This window comes from Pseudoflavonifractor sp. 524-17 (assembly GCF_009935845.1).
In the GTDB taxonomy this organism is placed as follows: Bacteria; Bacillota; Clostridia; order Oscillospirales; family Oscillospiraceae; genus Pseudoflavonifractor_A.
Genome location: NZ_QWEK01000006.1, coordinates 42152 through 62037, shown reverse-complemented (window position 1 = coordinate 62037; position 19886 = coordinate 42152). Strand labels below are relative to the sequence as shown.

Here is a 19886-nt window from a genome sequence, read left to right as displayed (position 1 = left end):
GTGCTTCCTCCCATCAACACAATCCTTTCCCAATTTTGCGGCACACGGAGAGGAACCAGGTCCTCTCCGTGTGGGAACATTCCGGGGATCAGCCGGCGTAGTAGTTGATCAGGCAGCCCGCCAGGATGATCTCCCGCTCCTCCCGGGTTATGCCGGGGAGATGGAGTGTGACCGCCCGCTCCGTCCCGTTCTGGATGAGCACTGCCGGGATGTCCTCCCGGCCCTCCTCCAGCGCGGTTCGGATGTTGGGCAGGTAGAGCTGGTCCCCGGGCTGAAGATTCCACGCCCCCGCCTCCGGGGCTGTAAAGGGCAGCATTCCCCAGTTGACCACGTTGGAGCGGTAGCGCTTGGTGGCGTACTCCACCGCCAGGTTGGCGCACCCCCCCAGCACCCGCTGGCAGGAGGCGGCCTGCTCCCGGGCGGAACCGTCCCCGGGCTTCAGGGCCATGACGAAGGAGCCCAGGCCGGTGGTTCTGCCGTCCCGTCCGCCCAAGGCCGCCGTCACCTGGGGGGCGGCGGGGTCCTGACGGCGCAGCTGCTCCGCCGCCAGAATTTTCTTGGCCCGGGGGACATACTGGGGATCCTTCCGGGACAGGGCAAACTCCGCCAGACGCACCGGGTTGGACCGGTAGGAGGAGGTCTCCCCGGAGGGGATGAGCTCATCGGTGGTGGTCACAGGGTCGTAGATGGCGGCGGCGGCGGTGAGGAGGAGATGCTCCGGCAGGGCAATCTGCGCCGGCCAGTCGGCGATGTTGGGGCCGTAGATCAGCTCGGCCTTGGGCTGGGGCTTGCCCACGCCGTAGTATACCCGGGCCCGGTAGGGGGCGTCGTCGTAGAGCCAGTTCTCGTCAGACCGGTCCTCGGGGAACTCCGGCAGCTCGTCCGCGCCGGTAAGGACGCCGCCGATGAGGGCGGTGGCGGCGATGCTCCGGGCGTCCATCAGGGCCACATAGGAAATCTGCCCGTCCCCAGGCTTGGATCCCTCCCGGTTGGGGAAGTTGCGGGTGGAGTGGCGGATGGAGAAGGCCCCGTTGGCCGGCACATCCCCCGCCCCGAAGCAGGGCCCGCAGAAGCAGGAGCGCAGGGACGCCCCCGCCGCCATCAGGCTGGACGTATAGCCCTTCCGGCTCAGCTCCAGGCTGATGGGCATGGATCCGGGATAGCAGGACAGCCAGAACGCGTCAAAGCCGATGGAGTGGCCGTCCAGAATCTCCGCGGCCCGGGCCAGATTCTGATAGGTGCCGCCGGAGCACCCGGCAATGACCCCCTGGTCCACCTGGAACTGGTCGTTGATGATCTTGCTGCGCAGGGAGGGGGCGTTCTTTACCCCCAGCTGCTCCGCCGCGGCCACATCCACCTGGTGGAGCAGATCGTCCATATTGGCCTTGAACTCCTTGATGGTGTAGGTGTTGGAAGGATGGAAGGGCAGGGCGATCATGGGCTCCACCCCGGCCAGATCCACCTGGATAACTCCGTCGTACCAGGCGCCGTCGGCGGGGGCCTGCTCCTGGAACATCTCCCCCCGGCCCAGGGCCGTCAGGTGGGCCTTGGTCTGCTTGTCCGTGGTCCACACCGAAGACAGACAGGCGGTCTCGGTGGTCATCACGTCGATGCCGGAGCGGTAGTCCATGGACAGGCTGGCAACGCCGGGGCCAAAGAACTCCATCACCGCGTTTTTCACCACGCCCTCTTTAAATGTGGCGCCGATGAGGGCCAGGGCCACGTCCTGGGGACCCACACCAGGGCGGGGGGCGTTGGTGAGATAGACGGCAATCACCTTAGGGTAGGCGATGTCATAGGTCTTGCGCAGCAGCTGGCGGGCCAGCTCAGGGCCGCCCTCGCCAATGGCCATGGTGCCGTAGGCGCCGTACCGGGTATGGGAGTCGGAGCCCAAAATCATCCGGCCGGGGGCGGCGTACCGCTCCCGCATATAGGAGTGGATCACCGCCTGGTGGGCAGGGACGAACTCGCCGCCGTACTTTTTCGCCGCGGACAGGCCGAAGACGTGGTCGTCCTCGTTGATGGTGCCTCCCACGGCGCACAGGGAGTTGTGGCAGTTGGTGAGCACATAGGGCAGGGGGAACTCTGTCAGGCCGGAGGCCCGGGCGGTCTGGATGATACCCACATAGGTAATGTCGTGGGAGGCCATGGCGTCAAAGCGGATGGCCAGCCGGTCCATGGTTTCCAGGGTGTTGTGGGCCGCCAGGATGCGGTACGCCATGGTACCCTGTCTGGCCTGCTCCGGGGCAGGCAGACAGGCTGCGGCCCCCTCCCCCTGGGCGAGAAACGCGCCGTCCTTGTAATAGGCGCCAGAACGCTGGATTGTAATCATGTTGGAATACCTCCTTGAGACTGATCCGCGGGCTTCTTCCTGAACCACAAACCACAGACGAATCATCACGTTACAGGTATTTTATCAAGATCTGCGTTCAAGTGCAAGTCCTCCTCCCTGCCGAAGCCTTCACAACTTCTCTTTCCGCAGGCAGATGGAAATTTCTCCGCCTTGCCGGAGACGGCATTGCCAAAATTTATGTCAACTATTTTCCCGGATTATGGTTGACGAACAAGGAGGAGTCCGGTAGAATTATGTCGTTCGCCCTATTTTTCCCCCACCATAAAAAGGAGCCCGCCCATGAAAAAATTCGCCTCCCTCTGCCTGCTTTTGTTCTTTCTCACCCTCTCTCTCCCCGCCGCCCAGGCCGCCGGCGCCGCCCTCTCCGTGCGCTTTTACAGCGAGGCGGAGGGGCGCTACTCTGAGCTGACCCACAGCCTTCAAATCAACCTCACACTCAACGGGGAGGCTTTGGTCCCCACCGCTGTCCCCGCCCTCATCCAGTACGTAGAAGACGGCAGCGGCCGCACCCTGGTGCCGGTGCGTCTGGTGGCGGAAGCCCTGGACGCCCAGGTCCTCTGGGTTGCCGAGACCCGGCAGGTCCTGATTCAGAAGGGGGCGGACACCATTGTCCTCACCGCCGGCTCTGACCACGCCGCCGTAAACGGCCAGATCCTGCCCCTCCCCGACGGCGTTCCCGCCGGCGGCGTCAAGTGCAATGGCGCCGAGAGCACCATGGTCCCGCTCCGCTTTGTCTCCGAGACCTTGGGCGCCCAGGTGGACTGGGACAACGATACCTATACCGCCGCCATCCGCACCAGCGCGCCGGAGCCCGCGCCTGCTCCAGAGCCTACGCCCACGTCAACACCGGAGCCTACACCCACGCCAACACCGGAGCCCATTCCTGTCGTGCCCCCCGCCCCGACACCGGAACCCACACCCTCGGCCACTCCGGCGCCCTCGCCAACCGTCACTCCCGCGCCCACACCCACGGTCACCCACGTGCCGGAACCCTCCCCTACGCCTGCGCCCACACCCACCCTGCCTCCCGCCCAGGACCGGGGCCAGGTGGTCTCCGTCTCCGCCGACCCCAGCTCACAGACCGTCTTTATCGCCACGGATCACCTGCCCAAATTTGAGATCGTGGATCTGGGTGACCGGCTGGCCATCGATCTCTTGGGGGTCACGCTTCCCCAGGACCCAGGCGTCCTCCAGGCGGACGGACAGGTTATCACCGCGGTACGCTGCGCCCAGCACGGCAATACTCTGGACTACAACTACCTCCACACCACCCGGGTGGTGCTGGATCTGAATCCCCCCTGCTCCTATGGAGAAAACATCCGGGTTGACCGCCAGGCCGGCGGCATTCTTATCACCGCCTTTCAGGACACCAACGGGAATCCCGCGGCCTTCGCCCCCGTCGCCCCCATTCAGCCGGACGATATCACCATTGTTATCGACCCGGGCCACGGCGGCACCGCCTCCGGCGCCTACTATGAGGAAATTATGGAGAAAGAGCTCACCCTTCCCATGAGCCTGATGCTCCGGGACCTGCTCGTCCAGCGGGGCTACCACGTCATCATGACCCGGGACGACGACCAGTACATGGACCTCTACGACCGGTGCGACATCGCCAATCTGGCCGGCGCCGACGTGTTTGTCAGCGTTCACTGCAACGCCTTCCCCTCCAACCCCACCGTCGAGGGGCTTCTCACCTACTACCACCCCAGCAGCGGCCGCAGCCGCTCCTTCGCCCGGTACGTCCAGGACTCCGCCGCCCGGTTCTCCGGCGCGGTCAACCGGGGCCTGCTCAGCAATGATTACGTAGTTCTGCGGGAGACCAACATGGCCGCCGTCCTGGTGGAGACCGGCTTTATGACCAACCATGAGGAGCTCATGCGCCTGAGCGACCCGGACTACCAGCTCCGCATTGCCCAAGGCATTGCCGACGGCGTCACCCGTTATCTCAACAACACCCATAATTTTGACGCGCAGCCTTGAGGCCCTTTAGGCATCGGAATTTTTATCCCCCGCAAGCCTGTGGAAAAGCCTCGAAGCGTCCACCCCCGCAGGCGCGGGCGGCCGTCCCGCTGCCGGAAAAGGAGACGCTTTTTCCGGCAGCCTGAAAGGCCCTTGCCCCGCTGAATTTTATAAGACGGCCGCGCCGGTCCCCCCCAGCAAAAACTTGACACCTCTATTCTGTCATGGTAATATAATGAACCGTAAGCGCAAGGAACAGGAAAAGTAGCATCTCAGCCAGCCGGACAGAGAGGGCCCGTCATCCGCTGAAAGCGGGCCTGCGCAGGCCGATGTGAAGTGCGCCTGGGAGCGCGGGGCGTAATGGCCCCCGGAAGACCGCCGTTACCGGTCTGGCCGGTTACTGGACCGGCCGTGAGGAAATGCAGGAGTGGAACCGCGACCGAAAGGCCGCCTCTTGTGCCCGTTGGGCATGGGGGGCGTTTTTCTTTCCCTGTCAGGGGTTATGGAGGTGCTTTATGACGCGTTTAGGCGAAACCTTGGCGGCCTATCAGGCCCGGGATCCGGCGGCCCGGAGCAAGCTGGAGATCTTCTTGCTCTACCCCGGGGTACACGCCATTCTCTACCACCGGCTGGCCCACTTTTTATACTGCCGCCGTCTCAAATTTCTGGCCCGGCTCATCTCCCAGTGGAGCCGGTTCTGGACCGGCATTGAGATTCACCCCGGCGCAAAAATCGGCCGGCGCTTCGTCATCGACCACGGCATGGGCATCGTCATCGGCGAGACCGCCGAGGTTGGGGACGACGTGCTCCTCTACCACGGCGTCACCTTGGGCGGCACCGGCAAGGACCAGGGCAAGCGCCATCCCACCATCGGCAATAACGTGATGGTGTCCAGCGGGGCCAAGGTACTGGGGCCCTTCAAAGTGGGGGATAATTCCCGTATCGCCTCCAACGCCGTGGTCCTCACTGAAATTCCCCCCAACGCCACCGCGGTGGGCGTCCCCGCCCGGGTGGTGCGCATCGCCGGGGAAAAGGTGGACTATACCTCCAGCATCGACCAGATCCACATCACCGACCCGGTGCAGAAGGAGCTCCAGTCCCTCTCTTCCCGTCTGGAGCTTCTGGAGCGCCTGCTGGAGGATCACTCCCAACCCTCCTCACAGCATCCTGTCTAGGACTTGTCTGAACCATGTCAAACCGCCTGTTCCAAAATTATCTCCCATCTACCATCGAAATCAGGAGGAATTCCGCCATGCTGCTCTACAACTCACTCACCCGCTCCAAGAACCCCTTTGCCACCCACACCCCCGGCCGGGTGGAGATGTACACCTGCGGTCCCACCGTGTACCACTTCGCCCACATCGGCAACCTGCGCTCCTACATCATGGAGGACGTGCTGGAGAAGTACCTGCGCTACGCCGGCTACGACGTAAACCGGGTGATGAACATCACTGACGTGGGCCACCTGGCCTCCGACGCGGATACCGGCGAGGACAAAATGCTCAAAGGCGCCAAGCGGGAGAACAAGACCGTGATGGACATCGCCCGGTTCTATACCGACGCCTTCTTCTCCGACTGCGAAAAGCTGCGCATCAAGCGCCCCGACGTGGTGGAGCCCGCCACCAACCGCATCAGCGACTATATCCGCATCATCCAGGGCCTGCTGGACAAGGGCTTTGCCTATCCCGCCGGGGGCAATATCTACTTTGACACCTCCAAGCTCAAGCAGTACTACGTCTTCCACGACCACGACGAGGAGGATCTGGCCGTGGGCGTCCGGGACAGCGTGGAGTTGGATGAGAACAAGCGCAATAAGGCGGACTTCGTCCTCTGGTTCACCAAGAGCAAGTTTGAGGACCAGGCCCTGAAGTGGGACTCCCCCTGGGGGGTGGGCTACCCCGGCTGGCACATTGAGTGCTCCGCCATCTCCCTCAAATATAATGGCGAGTACCTGGACCTCCACTGCGGGGGCATTGACAACGCCTTCCCCCACCATACCAACGAGATTGCCCAGTCGGAGAGCTATCTGGGCCACCCCTGGTGCCCCCACTGGTTCCACGTCCACCACCTCAACACCAACTCCGGCAAGATGTCCAAGTCCAAGGGGGAGTTTTTAACCGTCTCCCTGCTGGAGGAGAAGGGCTACGACCCTCTGGCCTACCGGCTCTTCTGCCTCCAGTCCCACTACCGGAAGGGCCTGGTGTTTTCCTGGGAAAACCTGGACAACGCCGCCGCCGCCTATCAAAAGCTCATCGCCCGGGTCGCCGCCCTCCAGGACGAGGGGGAGCTGGACAGCACCGCCGCCGGAGCCCTGCGGGCCCGCTTCCGGGAGGCCATGGACAACGACCTGAACACTTCTATGGGAGTCACCGCCCTCTACGACGTACTCAAAGCGGACACCAACGGCAGGACCAAGCTGGCCCTGCTGGCGGAGTTTGATGCCGTCCTCTCTCTGGACCTGCTGGAAAAGGCCGCCGCGGCCAGACAGGCCGCTCCCCAGTCCGCCGGGGCCGACCCGGAGATCGATGCCCTGGTGGCCGCCCGCACCGCCGCCAAACAGGCCAAAAACTGGGCGGAAGCCGACCGCATTCGGGATGAACTGAAAGCCAGGGGCATTGAACTTACCGACACCAAGGAGGGAACCACCTGGAGACGGGTCTAAGAACCTGTATTCACAACCGGGGGGCGCTGGATTGCCGGGGGATTTTGTTGTCCCGCAAGGAGGACGCCATGGTTCTAAACGGCAAAGCAATCCCCGGACCGCTGATCCGGCTGATGCCGGGTATGGAATAAGCGCAGACGCGCCGGGCCCGGACGGGCGGGAGCTGGCCGATGGCCGCATAGAGCGCGGCCCAGTCTTCTGTGCGTTCCATCACCTGCTTCGGGGTCAGTGGGGAAAGGTCACGTCCGCCTCAGAGCCGGGGGTTCTGTCCAGGGAACACTCGTCATGTTCCCCGCTTACGGCGCCTGCATCTGTCACACAGGCGGCCGCCAATAGAGCGGGTTACGGCGATCCTGTCAGACACCTCCAGCACGACGCGCCCGCACAGCGTTGTACTGTGCGGGCGCATGACATGATATGAAGAATTTTATTGGAATTGACTTATTGTGAAAAGTATTCCTCTCTCAACTTCACTGGATACAGATATGCTCCAGCCGTGGCGCTCAATAGTTGATTTCACAATGGAAATGTCAAAGTCAAATGCACAAAAATAATGTAAGTAATTATGGTGGGTATGAATAGAAGCAAAAATGAAAAAAAGTATTGACTTTCCCCTCTGCACTTGCTATAATAATATTCGCCGTGTGAGACACCGGACGGGAAACGCCGGTACCTCACAGCGAGAAATGGGAGCATAGCTCAGCTGGTAGAGCGCATGCCTTACAAGCATGATGTCACAGGTTCGAGCCCTGTTGTTCCCACCACATTTTTCTTTTGCCATGTGGCGTGGTAGTTCAGTTGGTTAGAACGCCGGCCTGTCACGCCGGAGGTCGAGGGTTCAAGTCCCTTCCGCGTCGCCACTTGCCTCTGTAGCTCAGTTGGTAGAGCAGGGGACTGAAAATCCCCGTGTCGCTGGTTCGATTCCGGCCGGAGGCACCAAATCCCTCTGAACGCCGTCCAGGTGTTCAGAGGGGCCCTTTGCGGGGGCATCCGCAGGTGTAGCTCATCTGGTAGAGCGCCACCTTGCCAAGGTGGAGGTAGCGAGTTCGAGCCTCGTCACCTGCTCCAATACAAACGGGAACCGGTTATGCCGGTTCTCTATACGGCGCCATAGCCAAGCGGTAAGGCAGAGCTCTGCAAAAGCTTTATTCCCCAGTTCGATTCTGGGTGGCGCCTCCATCGCCGGAGCAAAGTTCGCTTTGCTCCGGCGCTTTTTTGTGTCCCGGTGTTTTGTCAAAATGAACGAGGAGTGCCGCAGAGCAAACAGCCTGCGGCACTCCTGCTTTTTTCCTGTCAGCCCTTCGCCAAGGCGCGGACGGCGTCCAAGGCGGCGGCGATCTCATCCGGGGCATTGAAGGGACCGGCGCTGATGCGCACGGAGCCGGCGGGAAAGGACCCCATGGTCTTATGGGCCAGGGGGGCGCAGTGGAGGCCGGAGCGGACGCACACGCCGTATTCCCGGTCCAGACGCAGGGCGGTCTCAGAGCAGTCCAAGCCGGCCAGCTGGAAGGAGAGGACCGCGGCCTGCTTTGCGGGGTCTTTGGGGCCGTAGATAGTGACGCCGGGGAGGGCGGACAGGCCGTCCAGCAGCTGGGCGCACAGCTGCTCCTCATGCTGACGGACGGCGTCCAGACCTCGCTGGTTTAAATAGTCCAGGCCCGCCCCCAGAGAGGCGATGCCCAGAGTGTTCAGGGTGCCGCTCTCATAGCGGTCGGGGAGGAGATTGGGCTGGGCAGGCAGTTCGGAAAAGCTGCCTGTGCCCCCCTGCTTCAGAGGCTCGGGGACAATCCCTGGGCCCAGACAGAGCAGGCCAGTCCCTGGGAGGGCCAGCAGCCCCTTGTGGCCGGGACAGGCCAGCAGGTCGATGTGCATAGCCTCCATGTCCAAAGCGTAAGCGCCGGCGGACTGAGAGGCGTCCACCAGAAAGGGGATGCCTTTTGACCGGCAAACAGCCCCAATCTCCCCGATGGGCATCCGGGTGCCGGTGACATTGGAGGCGTGGGTACACACCACCAAAGAGGTCTCCGGACGGAGCGCGGCGTCGATCTGCTCCGCCGTGACCGCGCCGGAGGAGGGGTCCCCCCAGACGACGGTATGGGACACCCCCCGGGCCTCCAGAGCGTGGAGGGGGCGGAGGACAGAGTTATGCTCCATGGAGGTGGTGACGATGTGCCCTCCTGGTTTAACCATTCCGTAAATGGCCAGGTTGAGGCTGTCGGTGGCGTTGGATGTGAAGATCACCCGATCCGGGTCTCCCACATGGAAAAAGCGGGAGACTTTTTCCCGCACAGCGTAGACCATGCGGCCGGCCTGAAGGGCCGGAGTGTGGCCGGAGCGGCCCGGGTTGGCGCAGGCGTACATGGTTTCCTGTACCTGCTGGTAGACACACTCCGGCTTTTGAAAGCTGGTAGCGGCGGCGTCCAGATAGATCATGGCTGGGCTCCTTTGGTGTCCAGCTGCTCCAGGGCGTCCTCTTCCAGGCGGAAAAGGGTGCAGGGGACGGACATGGCGGCGAAGAAAGCCCGGCCGGCGCCCTCCGGATCCCCGCCGTCAAAGCGCAGGGAGAGAGAGCAACTCCCGGCTACCCCCCGGGGAGTGGGGATAAGCTGGGCGTCCAGCCCCTGCCGTCTGGCCTCCGCCTCGCCCTTCATGCTGTGGGTGGTGGTGTAGAAGGAGAGGAAGATCATATCCGGTTTCCTCCCTTTGCGCCCCGGGCGATGAGGGCGGCTCCCAGTGCGCCGGCGTACCGCCCCATGGGGTGGGAGCGGACGGAGGCGCCCAGCTTCGCCCCCAGGCGATCCACCAAATAGGCGCTGTCGCACAGGCCGCCGGTGAGAAAGACCGCCCCCTTCAGCGTGTGCCGGGCGCACAGGCCCGCCACCTTGGAGATAACCGAGTCCACCACCCCGGCGGCGATGTCCTCCCGGGGCTCTCCGGCGCCGATGTGGCTGATGACCTCGCTCTCGGCGAAGACGGTACACATGGAGCTGATGGCCAGGGGGCTGCCCTTGGCCGCCAGGTCGAAGAGCGTCTGAAGATCCACCCCCAGGCGGTTGGCCATGATCTCCAGAAACTTTCCCGTGCCGGCGGAGCACTTATCATTCATCAAAAAGCTGGTGGGAAGACCGTTTTCTACTGTGATAACCTTGGTGTCCTGGCCGCCGATATCCACAATGGTGCAGTCCTCCCCCAACAGGGCGTATCCTCCCCGGCCATGGCAGGTGATCTCGGTAACGGTCTTGGCGGCGTAGTCCACCGCCACCCGGCCGTAGCCGGTGGCCACCACCTTCATCTCCCCGTCCACCGGGCGGCCGCTCTCTGCCAGGCGCTGGGCCACGGCGGCGGCGGTCTCCTTGCTACTCCAGCCGGTGGGAAGGACGAAGCGGTCCACAAGAGAGGCCTCGTCCAGAACCACTACCTTGGAGGCGGTGGAGCCGATGTCAATGCCGGTAAAGTATCTCATTTGTCAATCGTCTCCAGGAAGGCGGCCAGGCGGGTGTTGATCTGTCCCTTGTCAGACTGGGAGTAGTCGGTCTCAATGTTCAGATAGGGCAGGCCCTTCTCCTGGGTAACAAAGCGCTTGATGAAGTGGGCCTCCACGTCGTAGGTGTGGCAGGACTGGAGGATGATCTCCACCACGCCGTCAATGGAATAGCCGTCGATGAGCTCGCCGATGTAGGCCCGGCGGCTGTCGTTGGGGCTCATGACAGAGCAGTTGATGTTGAGGTACTTGCGGGCCAGAGCGTCGTAGACGTCGGGATTGCTCTCGTCTACCAGCTCCACCTTTTCCCGGTTGCCGTTGCAGGTGTCAAAGGCCACCACGTCGGCGCCCAGCTCCTCCACGGCGCGGATGATCTTCTCCCGCACGCCGGCGTTAGGGCAGCCGGTGACCAGCAGGCGGGGCCGGGTGCTGGGCTTGCCCTTGCAGTTGGCTTCCCACTCGGCGATGACCTCGGCGGTGCGCTTCTCAATGATATCGCAGCGCTGATCCAGGTCGAAGGAGAAGCTGCCGGCGTCCACCCGAGTGCCCATCTCGTAGCCGCTCATGGGGGCGGGGTCCAGCTTGCCCAGCTCCAGGTATTTGAGCATCACCCGGCGCTCCCGGTTTTTGCGGCGGATGGCGTCCCGGATGTCGTCTTCCGTAATGGTGACCTGGAAAATATCCTCCAGCTTCTCTTTAAAGCGGACGATCTGGTCCTTCCAGAACGCCAGGGCGGCGTCATCCCGGCTGTGGGGGAGCTGCATCACATAGGTCTCCTTGATCTCGTCGAGCAGCTCGAACATTTTCTTCTTGCCGTCGCAGGTGGTTTCGCCCACGACAAGGTCGGAGAAATAGAAGTAGGGGCAGGTATCGGTAAGGGCGAAGCCGTAGCTGGCCTTAATCAGGGGGCACAGGTTGCGGGGCAGGTTGGCCTCGGCGGCGGGGATGGGCTCCTCCGTGAAGGCGCACAGGCCCACCGGCAGGGCGCCGGCGGCATAGACCAGCTCCATGGGTACAAAGGAGCAGAACATGCCCACTACCTTGGCTCCCTTCTCCTTGAGCTGCTTCATCCGCAGGAATCCGGCCTGACGGGCCTCATTGTAAGTTTCGAAATTGTCAGGCAGCTTGATGTTGGTGTTTTCCATCATAATCGTCTCCTTTTTCAACATTGTTTCCATGAACCATTATATGAGGTGACAGGCGGCGAGATGGCCGGGGGAGATCTCCCGCAGCTGGGGGCGCTCCTGGGCGCAGCGGTCCGTGGCCATGGCGCAGCGGCCGCAGAAGCGGCAGCCCTGGGGGGGATTGATGGGGCTGGGCACATCTCCCTCCAGCACGGTGCGCACCCGGCGCTCCTCCACCTTGGGGTCGGGGATGGGGATGGCGGAGAGGAGGGCTTTGGTGTAGGGATGGGCCGGGTGGGTGTAGAGCTCCTCCGAAGAGGTGAGCTCCACCATAACGCCTAAGTACATGACGGCGATCCGGTCGGAGATGTGCTTGACCATGGACAGGTCGTGGGCGATGAACAGGTAGGTCAGGTCCCGCTCCCGCTGGAGGCGGATGAGCAGGTTGACAATCTGGGCCTGGATAGACACATCCAGGGCGGAGATGGGCTCGTCGCACATGATGAATTCCGGATCCACCGCCAGAGCCCTGGCGATGCCGATGCGCTGGCGCTGTCCGCCGGAGAACTCGTGGATGTAGCGGCTGGCGTGTTCCCGGTTGAGGCCCACCTGCTCCAGCAGGTCAAAGACCCGCTCCCGCCGTTCCTTGGCGCCGGGACAGAGATTGTGGTTCTTGATTCCCTCCGCGATGATGTCAGTGACGGTAAGGCGGGGATCCAAAGAGGCGTAGGGGTCCTGAAAGATGGTCTGCACCTGCTTGGTGAAGGCCTTGCGGGCGCTCCCCCGCAGCCTGTGGACATCCTGCCCCCGGTAGCGCACCTGTCCGGCGGTCTTGGGGTACAGGCCCACGCAGGTGCGGCCGCAGGTGGTCTTGCCGCAGCCGGACTCCCCCACCAGGCCCAGGGTCTCCCCCCGGGCGATGGAGAAGGAGACCCCGTCCACCGCCTTGAGGGTACCGCCCCCCACCCGGAAATATTTTTTTAGCTCAGTGACTTCCAAAGACAGCTCTTTTGGTTCTAACACAGCACACCATCCCCTCTCTGAAAAGGCGTCTGCCAGTCTGGGGCGTCCGGGTGGTGGAGCCAGCAGCGGCAGCTATGGCCGGGGGAGAACTGGACCTCCGGCGGCTCCTCTTCCCGGCAGATCTCCATGCACCACCGGCAGCGCCCGGCAAAGGGACAGCCGGCGGGCGGGTCGATGAGGTCGGGGGGCGTGCCCTCAATGGACACCAGCTCCTCCTTCTGAGTCAGGTCCAGCCGGGGGACGGAGCGCAGCAGGGACCAGGTGTAGGGGTGCCGGTGGCTGTAAAAGATCTCGTCCCGGCTGCCCTGCTCTACAATGCGCCCGGCGTATACCACCAGAATGCGGTGGGCAATGTCGGCCACCACCCCCAGATCGTGGGTGATCAGGAGCACCGCGGTGTTCAGCTTGCCCTGAAGTGCCTTGATGAGATCGATGATCTGGGCCTGGATGGTCACATCCAGGGCGGTGGTGGGCTCGTCAGCAATGAGAATTTTGGGATCGCAGGCCAGAGCGATGGCGATCATCACCCGCTGGCGCATTCCGCCGGAGAACTGATGCGGGTACTGTCTGGCCCGGCGCTCCGGCTGGGGGATGCCCACCAGGGCCAGCATCTCCACCGCCTTTTTCCGGGCGGCGGAGCGGCTGGCCAGATGGTGGACGATGAGGTTTTCCTCAATCTGCCGCCCTACGGCGAGGGTGGGGTTGAGGGCGGCCAGGGCGTCCTGAAAGATCATGGAGCACTCCTTGCCCCGGAAAGCGGACCACTCCGCCTCCTGAAACTGGAGCACGTTTTTCCCCTGGTAGAGAATCTGGCTGGCGGGCTTGATCTCGCAGGGGGGGCAGGAGAGCAGGCCCATCAGTGCCTTGGCGCTGACGGACTTTCCGCAGCCGGACTCCCCCACCACGGCCAGGGTCTCCCCCGCGCTGAGGGAGAAGGAGAGCCCCCGCACCGCCTGCACCTGCCCGGCGTAGGTATGAAAGGAGACCTTTAAATCTTTGACTTCTAACAGCGGCTGGTCACTCATTGGTACCCTCCTGTGTATTCCAGGGCGTATTTGGCATAGAGTCTGGCGCCGGAGGCCAGGGCGGCTTCATCAATGGTAAAACCAGGGTGATGGATGGGCCGATCCCCGCCAGTACCCAGAAAGGCATAGACGCCGGGGAGCTGTTGGGTATAAAAAGCGAAATCATCCGATCCGGTACCGATAGGGAGGGTCTGACAGGTAAGCAGGCCCTGGGCGGCCCGCTGGGCCACGGCGCAGCAGCGGGAGTCGTTGACCACCGGAGGCAGGCCCATGCCGCAGCGCAGCTCCAGCTCCACTCGGAAAGCCGCCGCCGTCCCCCGGAGGATCCGCTCTACCGCCTGGGGGAGCATGTCCTTTAACTCTGGGTTGTGGTAGCGGATGGTGCCGGTGAGCTTGGCCTCGTCAGCGATAATGTTGGCGGCGGTGCCGGCGTGGAAGGTGCCCACAGAGATAACGGCGTGCTCACCGGGGGGGACCTCCCGGCTGATAACCGTCTGAAGGGCGGACACCATGGCGGCAGCGGCGGGAATCACGTCCACTCCAGTGTGGGGCGCGGAGCCGTGTCCTCCGGCGCCGTGTACCGCGGCGGAGAAGAAGCCGCAGCCGCACATACGCACCCCGGGCTGGATGTTCACGCTGCCTTTAGGCAGGTTGGGGGCCACGTGGAGGGCGAAGACGGTGTCCGTCCCCTCCAGCACCCCGGCGTCCAGCAGGGCCCGCCCCGCTCCGGCGAACTCCTCCGCCGGCTCAAAAACCAGCCGGACGGCGCCGGGAAAATTCCCGCCCTCCTCCGCCAGCAGGGCTGCGGCGCCCAGGAGCATGGCGGTATGAGCGTCGTGTCCGCAGGCGTGCATCACGCCGGGGCACTGAGAGGCGTAGGGCAGGCCGGTTTCCTCCTGAATGGGCAGGGCGTCCATGTCCGCCCGGAGGACCACGGTAGGGCCGGGCCGGTTTCCGGCCAGCTCCGCCACCACGCCGGTCTCGCCCACGGCGCGGAAGGGGATGGAACGGGCGGACAGCTCCTCTTTCACCCGGCGGCTGGTTTCAAATTCCTTTAGTCCCAGCTCCGGCCGGCGGTGAAAGGCCCGGCGGAGCTCGGTTACGTAGGCTTGCAGGGTTTCATCGTTCATTATGACACCTCACTTGACCAGTTTGGGTTCCAGGGCATTGCGGAGGATATCCCCCAAAACGTTGAAGCTGAGCACGGTGATGAGAATCAGCAGGCCGGGGAAGACCGCCAGCAGGGGATTATAGAGAATCTGCCCCTGGGCGCTTTGCAGCATGGAGCCCCAGGAGGAGGTGGGCAGGCGCACACCAAAGCCCAGAAAGCTCAGAGAGGACTCGGTCAAAATGGCGGAGGCGATGGACAGGCTGGCCGCAACGATAATGGAGGAGCTCATATTGGGGATGATGTGGCGGAAGAGGATGACCAGATGGCTGGTGCCCAGATTTTTTGCGGCCAGGACAAAGTCCCGCTCCTTCAGGCTCATGGTCTCCGCCCGGACCACCCGGGCCACGCTCATCCAGGCAAAGATGGCGATGATAAAGATCATGGTGGACAGGCCAGGCTTCAGGTAGGCGTTGATAATGATAATGAGCAAAAAGGTGGGCACGGACATGACAATATCCAGAATGCGCATCAGCACCATGTCCACCACGCCGCCCAGATAGCCGCTCACCGTGCCGATGATGGTGCCCAAGGTGACGGAGACCAGCATGGAGAAAAAGCCCACCGCCAGAGACACCCGGCCGCCGTACAGGGCCCGGGTGAAGTAGTCCCGGCCCAGCTCGTCAGTGCCGAAGAGATGCTGCGGGGAGGGGGGAGCCAGCTTGTTCATCAGATCGTAGGTATCCGGGTCATAGGGGGACAGAGGGGCCAGCAGAGAGGCAATCGTAATGATCGCCAGCAAGACAAGGCAGATAACAGCCAGTTTATTTTGTCTCAAACTAGCCAGAATGTGATAGAAGGCCCCCCGCTCATAAGAGACTCCTGCGGGGATAGGCTGCTGTTCCACCCGGCGGAACCGGGCGGGGTCGATGGGAGTATAGGATTTCGCGGCGTTTTGGGACTGCATTATGGCCTGCCTCCTTTCATTGTGCCTTAATGCGGGGGTCACAGACGCAGTAGAGCAGGTCCGCCAGCAGATTGCCGATGATCAGCAGCAGGCAGGACAGCATGGTAAAGCCCATGATCATGGGGTAGTCCCGGTTGTTGATGGCACTCATGCCTAACATCCCCATTCCGGGCCATCCGAAGACTGACTCCACAATAAAGGAGCCTGTGACTAGGCTGGCAAAGCGCATCCCGGCCAGGGTGATGATCGGCAGCAGGCAGTTTTTCAGCACATGGCCGTAGAGGATGCCGCGCTTTCCCACGCCCTTGGCCTTTGCGGTGAGGACGTACTCCTCCTCCAGCTGAGAGATGGTGTTGGAGCGGATATACCGGGTGAAGACGGCCACATTACCCACGCTTAACACAATACTGGGCATAATCAGATGGCGGATCAGATCCACAAGCCCGGTCTCCCCGATGGAGTGGATGCCGCTGCTGGGCAGCAGCTTGAGGATCAGGGAGAACAGGATGATGAGCAGCAGCCCAAACCAGAAGGAAGGGATAGAGATGCCGATGTAGGAGAAAAAGCTGATAATCTGGTCCGGCAGGCGGTTTTTGTTCAGACCCGCCGCCAGCCCCAGGGGGATGGCCACCAGAAAGGACAGCAGCATGGAGGTGCCCATAAGCAGAACGGTGTTGGGCAGCACCTCCATCATCCGGCCGGACACGCTCTGGCTGGTGATGACAGAGTTGCCCAGGTTGCCGTGGAGGACGTTGCCCAGCCAGCCGATATACTGGTCCACAATGGTGCCGTCCAGCCCCAGGCTGACGCGGAGGGTGTCCAGCTCCTCCTGGGTCATGTCGGGGCGCATGTACATATTGAGGGGGTCGCCGGGGGCAAAATGGACAATGAGAAAGGAGAACACAGATACCAGCAGCAGCACCGGGATGAGAATGAGCAGGCGCTTTAAGATATATTTTCCCATAGGAACGAACCCTCGCAATCAAAAACAAAGGGGGGCGGGCTGGCCCGCCCCCCGCTGAAGGATCATCGGAGATTTGCAGTGATTGGAATCAGTTGGTCATATAGAGGTTAAGGTAGTCCTCAAAGATGGGCACCATGTCGATGGCATCCACGCCCTGGAGGCGCTTGTCCACCGCGATGACAAAGTTGGGGGAGGTGAGGGGGAACATGGTGTACACGTCCCGGATCTGCTCCTGGATCTGCTTGTAGATTTCCGTGCGCTGGGCGGGGTCGTTGGTGGCGTCGCCCTGGTTCCAAAGCTGGGCGATCTCGTCGGTGGTGCAGATGTTCTTGGACAGGAAGCCCTCAGAGCTGAACATATACTCGTCGCCCTGGTTGTCTCCGTTGGTGGAGTAGCCGTTGAGGCCCAGCTCCCAGTCGCCGGCGTCGGTATAGAAGAAGACCTCAAAGAAGCCCTGGGTCTCATAGCCCTGGATCTCCACATTCAGGCCTACGGCCTTGAGCTGCTGCTGAATCATCAGGGCGCAGTTCTCCATATTCTCACGGCTGGAGTTGTAGACCAGGCGGAAGGTCTCCCCCTCCACGCCGGCCTCGGCGATGAGCTGCTTGGCCTGTTCCAGATCCTGGCTGTAGCCAGGCACGTCGGTGTAGTAGAAGTTAGATGGGCAGAACACGGTCTTGGCGGCGGGGGCGAGATCGCTGGAGCCATAGGCGCCGGCGATGATCTCGTCCACATTCAGGGCGAGGCAGATGGCCTGGCGCACCTTGGGATCGCTGGTCAGGGGGCTGTTGGAGTTGAAGCCCATGTAGTTAATGCGGCCTTCGGTGAGGGTGTAGACCTGATAGTTGGGGTCATTGGAGTATTTCTCCAGCTTGTCCTGGGTAGTCAGGCGCATAACGGACAGCTCGCCGTTCTGGAAGGCGATCTCCTCCGCGCTGGCGTTGGGGATGATCTTAAAGACCACGCTCTCCAGGCTGGCAGGTCCACGATAGTAGTCATCAAAGCGCTCCAGCACCAAGCTCTCGCCCTTGTTCCACTGCTTGACCTTGAAGGGCCCGGATCCTACGCCGCTGGTGGAGTTGATATCCGCGCCGGACAGGACGGGGGTGCTCTCATAGACGTGCTTGGGAAGGAACTTCAGCCCGCCCAGGGTGGCGTCATAGGCGGCGGAGACAGAGGGGAGCTGGACGGTAAAGGTATAGTCGTCCTGGGCGGTGACAGTCACCGGCTCGCCATTGACTTTGGTACCGCCGGAGGACTTGTTGTCCGGGTTCATGCGCATCTCAAAGTTCCACAGGATATCGTCAGTGGTGATGGGTTCGCCGTCGTGCCACTTCAGGTTCTCCCGGAGCTTGACAGTAATGGCGAGGCCGTCGTCGCTGACGGTGCGGCTCTCCGCCAGATAGTAGCGCACCTCGTCCTTAGCCACGATGTACAGGGGATCATAGACGGGCTTGAGCATGGTCATGCCCTCGTCGCCGGTTTCATAGATAATGTTGAGGCTGGAGATATCAGAGGGTTCGCACATGATCAGCGTACCGCCGTCAACGCGCTCGCCTCCGGTGGGAGGGGTACTGGCCTCGGGGGCGGTGCTGGGTGCAGGGGTGCTGCTGGGCGCGGGGGAAGTGGTGTCGGCGGGCGGGGTGTTGCTGGCCGGCGTGCCGCACCCGGACAGAAGGGCGCCGGCAGTCAGCAGCGCCAAGGCCATGGATGTGATCTTTTTCATTCTATACCTCCATATCTTTGTGTCTGTTGTAAGAGCCTGTTGCATCTCTCAGGGTATACAGGGAGATGTTGAACAGGTTCTAAGAACCTGGATTTATAACCGTTGGACACCGTCTGGCCGGGTCCTTTGCCGCCCCGCGGCGGCAGAAAATTTTGAAATGTACAAAGCATTCCTGCACTTTTTTGCCTTGCGGGACAGCAAAATCCCACGGCAATCCAGCGCCCCCGGTTGTGAATCTAGGCCCTAAGAACCGCAGCCTGCTTTGAGTCTGCGGAGACACTCCTCTACGGTAGACCTGGGACAGGCCAGGTTGATCCGAACAAAGTGTTCGCCTCCGGCGCCAAAAGCGGCGCCGTCATTGAGAGCCAGCCGGCACTGCTCCACAAAAAAGCGTTTGCGCTCCTCCGGCGCAAGGCCTAGACCGGAGCAGTCCACCCAAGCCAGATAGGTTCCCTCCGGCTTGCGCACCTTCAGCTTGGGGAACTGTGCGGCGATTGTGGAGCAGAACCGATCCATATTGCCCTCCAGATAGGAAATGAGGGCGTCCAGCCAGTCCTCCGAGTCATTGTAGGCCCCCAGCAAAGCGGCCTGGGCAAAGGAATTGGAGGAAAAGGCGTGGTGCTTGGCCACAAGGGCACGGTAGCGGCCCCGCAACTCCTCGTTGGGGATGATGATGTTGGAGCACTGGAGGCCGGCCAGATTGAAGGTCTTGCTGGGGGCGGTACACAGGATAGTTTTCTTTGCCATCTCCGGGGAGACCGTCAAAAAGTTGGTATGGGTGCGGAAGACCAGATCGCTGTGGATCTCGTCGGCGATTACCGTCAGATTATGCTCCAGGCAGAAGGCCGCCAGCTGCTCCAGCTCCGCCCGGCTCCACACCCGGCCCACCGGGTTGTGGGGGGAGCAGAGGAGCAGGGCGCGGGTGGCGGGAGTAATCCGCTGCTCCATGGCGTCAAAATCAAAGGTATAGTAGAGGTCCTCTTCCTTCAGGGGGCAGGGGACCATCCGGCGGTCCCAGTCCTCCACCGCGTGGTAAAAGGGACCGTAGACCGGGCAGGGGACCAGCACCTCATCCCCAGGCTGAGTGACAGCCTGAACGGCGAAATTCAGCGCTGTGACCACCCCGGGAGTGAAGACAATCCAGTCCCGTTCCACAGTGGTGTGGTGGCGGCGGGCCATCCAGCGGATGACCGCCTCGTAGTATGCCTGGGACAGGGTTCCGTAGCCGAAGACCCCCTGGTCCACTCGCTGGTGCAGCGCCTTGAGAATGCCGGGCGCCGCGGGGAAGTCCATATCCGCAATCCACATGGGCAGCAGATCCTGGCCCTGAAAGGCCCGGTCGGCCGCGTCCCATTTTACGCTACAGCTCCCCCGGCGGTCGATGCTCTTGTCAAACCCATACTCCACAGTCGATACCCCTCTCAAATCTGGATAAAAAAGCGAAAGCGGTCTTTCCAGTCTATTATAGAGTGTGAGGATTTATAAAGTCAATGA

16 protein-coding genes and 5 tRNA genes are annotated in these 19886 nt (G+C 62.3%); 8 read left to right on the top strand and 13 right to left on the bottom strand.

What is annotated here, in order from left to right:
* Positions 1 to 88: 88 nt before the first annotated feature.
* Positions 89 to 2332: a hydratase gene (locus D1159_RS01460; RefSeq protein WP_161843921.1), complete on the bottom strand. Its 2244-nt coding sequence runs from the start codon at positions 2330 to 2332 to the stop codon at positions 89 to 91.
* Between the two features lie 300 nt (positions 2333 to 2632).
* Between D1159_RS01460 and D1159_RS01455 the strand changes: the two genes are divergently transcribed.
* The 3 genes from D1159_RS01455 to cysS all read left to right on the top strand — a co-directional run bounded on the left by D1159_RS01455 (position 2633) and on the right by cysS (position 6974).
* On the top strand, positions 2633 to 4333 hold the full coding sequence (locus D1159_RS01455) for an N-acetylmuramoyl-L-alanine amidase family protein (protein WP_161843920.1): 1701 nt from the start codon (positions 2633 to 2635) through the stop codon (positions 4331 to 4333).
* A gap of 494 nt (positions 4334 to 4827) precedes the next feature.
* Positions 4828 to 5487 (top strand): serine O-acetyltransferase EpsC, encoded by a 660-nt coding sequence (epsC, locus tag D1159_RS01450; RefSeq protein WP_161843919.1) that lies wholly within the window; start codon positions 4828 to 4830, stop codon positions 5485 to 5487.
* A gap of 77 nt (positions 5488 to 5564) precedes the next feature.
* Positions 5565 to 6974 carry a cysteine--tRNA ligase gene (cysS, locus tag D1159_RS01445; protein WP_161843918.1) on the top strand — a complete coding sequence of 470 codons (1410 nt, stop codon included), beginning with the start codon at positions 5565 to 5567 and terminating at the stop codon, positions 6972 to 6974.
* A gap of 10 nt (positions 6975 to 6984) precedes the next feature.
* On the opposite strand, the gene D1159_RS19090 is transcribed toward cysS, so the two are convergent.
* The gene (locus D1159_RS19090; protein ID WP_202620886.1) at positions 6985 to 7185 is read right to left on the bottom strand and encodes a hypothetical protein; all 201 of its coding nucleotides are present in this window, start codon (positions 7183 to 7185) and stop codon (positions 6985 to 6987) included.
* 477 nt (positions 7186 to 7662) lie between these two features.
* Here D1159_RS19090 and D1159_RS01440 point away from each other — a divergent pair.
* The 5 genes from D1159_RS01440 to D1159_RS01420 all read left to right on the top strand — a co-directional run bounded on the left by D1159_RS01440 (position 7663) and on the right by D1159_RS01420 (position 8153).
* Positions 7663 to 7738, top strand: a tRNA-Val gene (locus D1159_RS01440).
* Between the two features lie 19 nt (positions 7739 to 7757).
* A tRNA-Asp gene (locus tag D1159_RS01435) sits at positions 7758 to 7834 on the top strand.
* A gap of 3 nt (positions 7835 to 7837) precedes the next feature.
* Positions 7838 to 7913, top strand: a tRNA-Phe gene (locus tag D1159_RS01430).
* A gap of 53 nt (positions 7914 to 7966) precedes the next feature.
* Positions 7967 to 8042: transfer RNA gene (locus D1159_RS01425), tRNA-Gly, on the top strand.
* Between the two features lie 36 nt (positions 8043 to 8078).
* A tRNA-Cys gene (locus tag D1159_RS01420) sits at positions 8079 to 8153 on the top strand.
* A gap of 114 nt (positions 8154 to 8267) precedes the next feature.
* Here the strand turns inward: D1159_RS01420 and D1159_RS01415 are convergent.
* From D1159_RS01415 to D1159_RS01365, 11 genes are all read right to left on the bottom strand, one after another.
* Positions 8268 to 9407, bottom strand: coding sequence for an aminotransferase class V-fold PLP-dependent enzyme (locus tag D1159_RS01415; RefSeq protein WP_161843917.1), 1140 nt, complete (start codon positions 9405 to 9407; stop codon positions 8268 to 8270).
* Positions 9404 to 9661, bottom strand: coding sequence for a DUF3343 domain-containing protein (locus tag D1159_RS01410; protein WP_161843916.1), 258 nt, complete (start codon positions 9659 to 9661; stop codon positions 9404 to 9406). The genes D1159_RS01415 and D1159_RS01410 overlap by 4 nt, the downstream gene beginning before the upstream one ends.
* Positions 9658 to 10437 carry an acyl-CoA dehydratase activase gene (locus D1159_RS01405; RefSeq protein ID WP_161843915.1) on the bottom strand — a complete coding sequence of 260 codons (780 nt, stop codon included), beginning with the start codon at positions 10435 to 10437 and terminating at the stop codon, positions 9658 to 9660. The genes D1159_RS01410 and D1159_RS01405 overlap by 4 nt, the downstream gene beginning before the upstream one ends.
* Positions 10434 to 11603 carry a double-cubane-cluster-containing anaerobic reductase gene (locus D1159_RS01400; protein WP_279279982.1) on the bottom strand — a complete coding sequence of 390 codons (1170 nt, stop codon included), beginning with the start codon at positions 11601 to 11603 and terminating at the stop codon, positions 10434 to 10436. Before D1159_RS01400 ends, D1159_RS01405 begins: the two co-directional genes overlap by 4 nt.
* A gap of 36 nt (positions 11604 to 11639) precedes the next feature.
* Positions 11640 to 12602, bottom strand: coding sequence for an oligopeptide/dipeptide ABC transporter ATP-binding protein (locus D1159_RS01395; RefSeq protein ID WP_161843914.1), 963 nt, complete (start codon positions 12600 to 12602; stop codon positions 11640 to 11642).
* A complete protein-coding gene (locus D1159_RS01390; RefSeq protein ID WP_161843913.1) occupies positions 12596 to 13627 on the bottom strand; it encodes an ABC transporter ATP-binding protein in 1032 nt (343 codons plus the stop codon). Before D1159_RS01390 ends, D1159_RS01395 begins: the two co-directional genes overlap by 7 nt.
* Entirely contained in the window at positions 13624 to 14757 is a 1134-nt protein-coding gene (locus D1159_RS01385) for a M20 family metallopeptidase (RefSeq protein ID WP_161843912.1), read from the bottom strand. Before D1159_RS01385 ends, D1159_RS01390 begins: the two co-directional genes overlap by 4 nt.
* Before the next feature lie 9 nt (positions 14758 to 14766).
* On the bottom strand, positions 14767 to 15702 hold the full coding sequence (locus D1159_RS01380; protein WP_161843911.1) for an ABC transporter permease: 936 nt from the start codon (positions 15700 to 15702) through the stop codon (positions 14767 to 14769).
* Positions 15703 to 15718: 16 nt separating this feature from the next.
* The gene (locus tag D1159_RS01375) at positions 15719 to 16666 is read right to left on the bottom strand and encodes an ABC transporter permease (protein WP_161843910.1); all 948 of its coding nucleotides are present in this window, start codon (positions 16664 to 16666) and stop codon (positions 15719 to 15721) included.
* Between the two features lie 88 nt (positions 16667 to 16754).
* The gene (locus tag D1159_RS01370) at positions 16755 to 18392 is read right to left on the bottom strand and encodes an ABC transporter substrate-binding protein (protein ID WP_161843909.1); all 1638 of its coding nucleotides are present in this window, start codon (positions 18390 to 18392) and stop codon (positions 16755 to 16757) included.
* Positions 18393 to 18635: 243 nt separating this feature from the next.
* Positions 18636 to 19799, bottom strand: coding sequence for a MalY/PatB family protein (locus D1159_RS01365; RefSeq protein WP_161843908.1), 1164 nt, complete (start codon positions 19797 to 19799; stop codon positions 18636 to 18638).
* Positions 19800 to 19886: the final 87 nt, after the last annotated feature.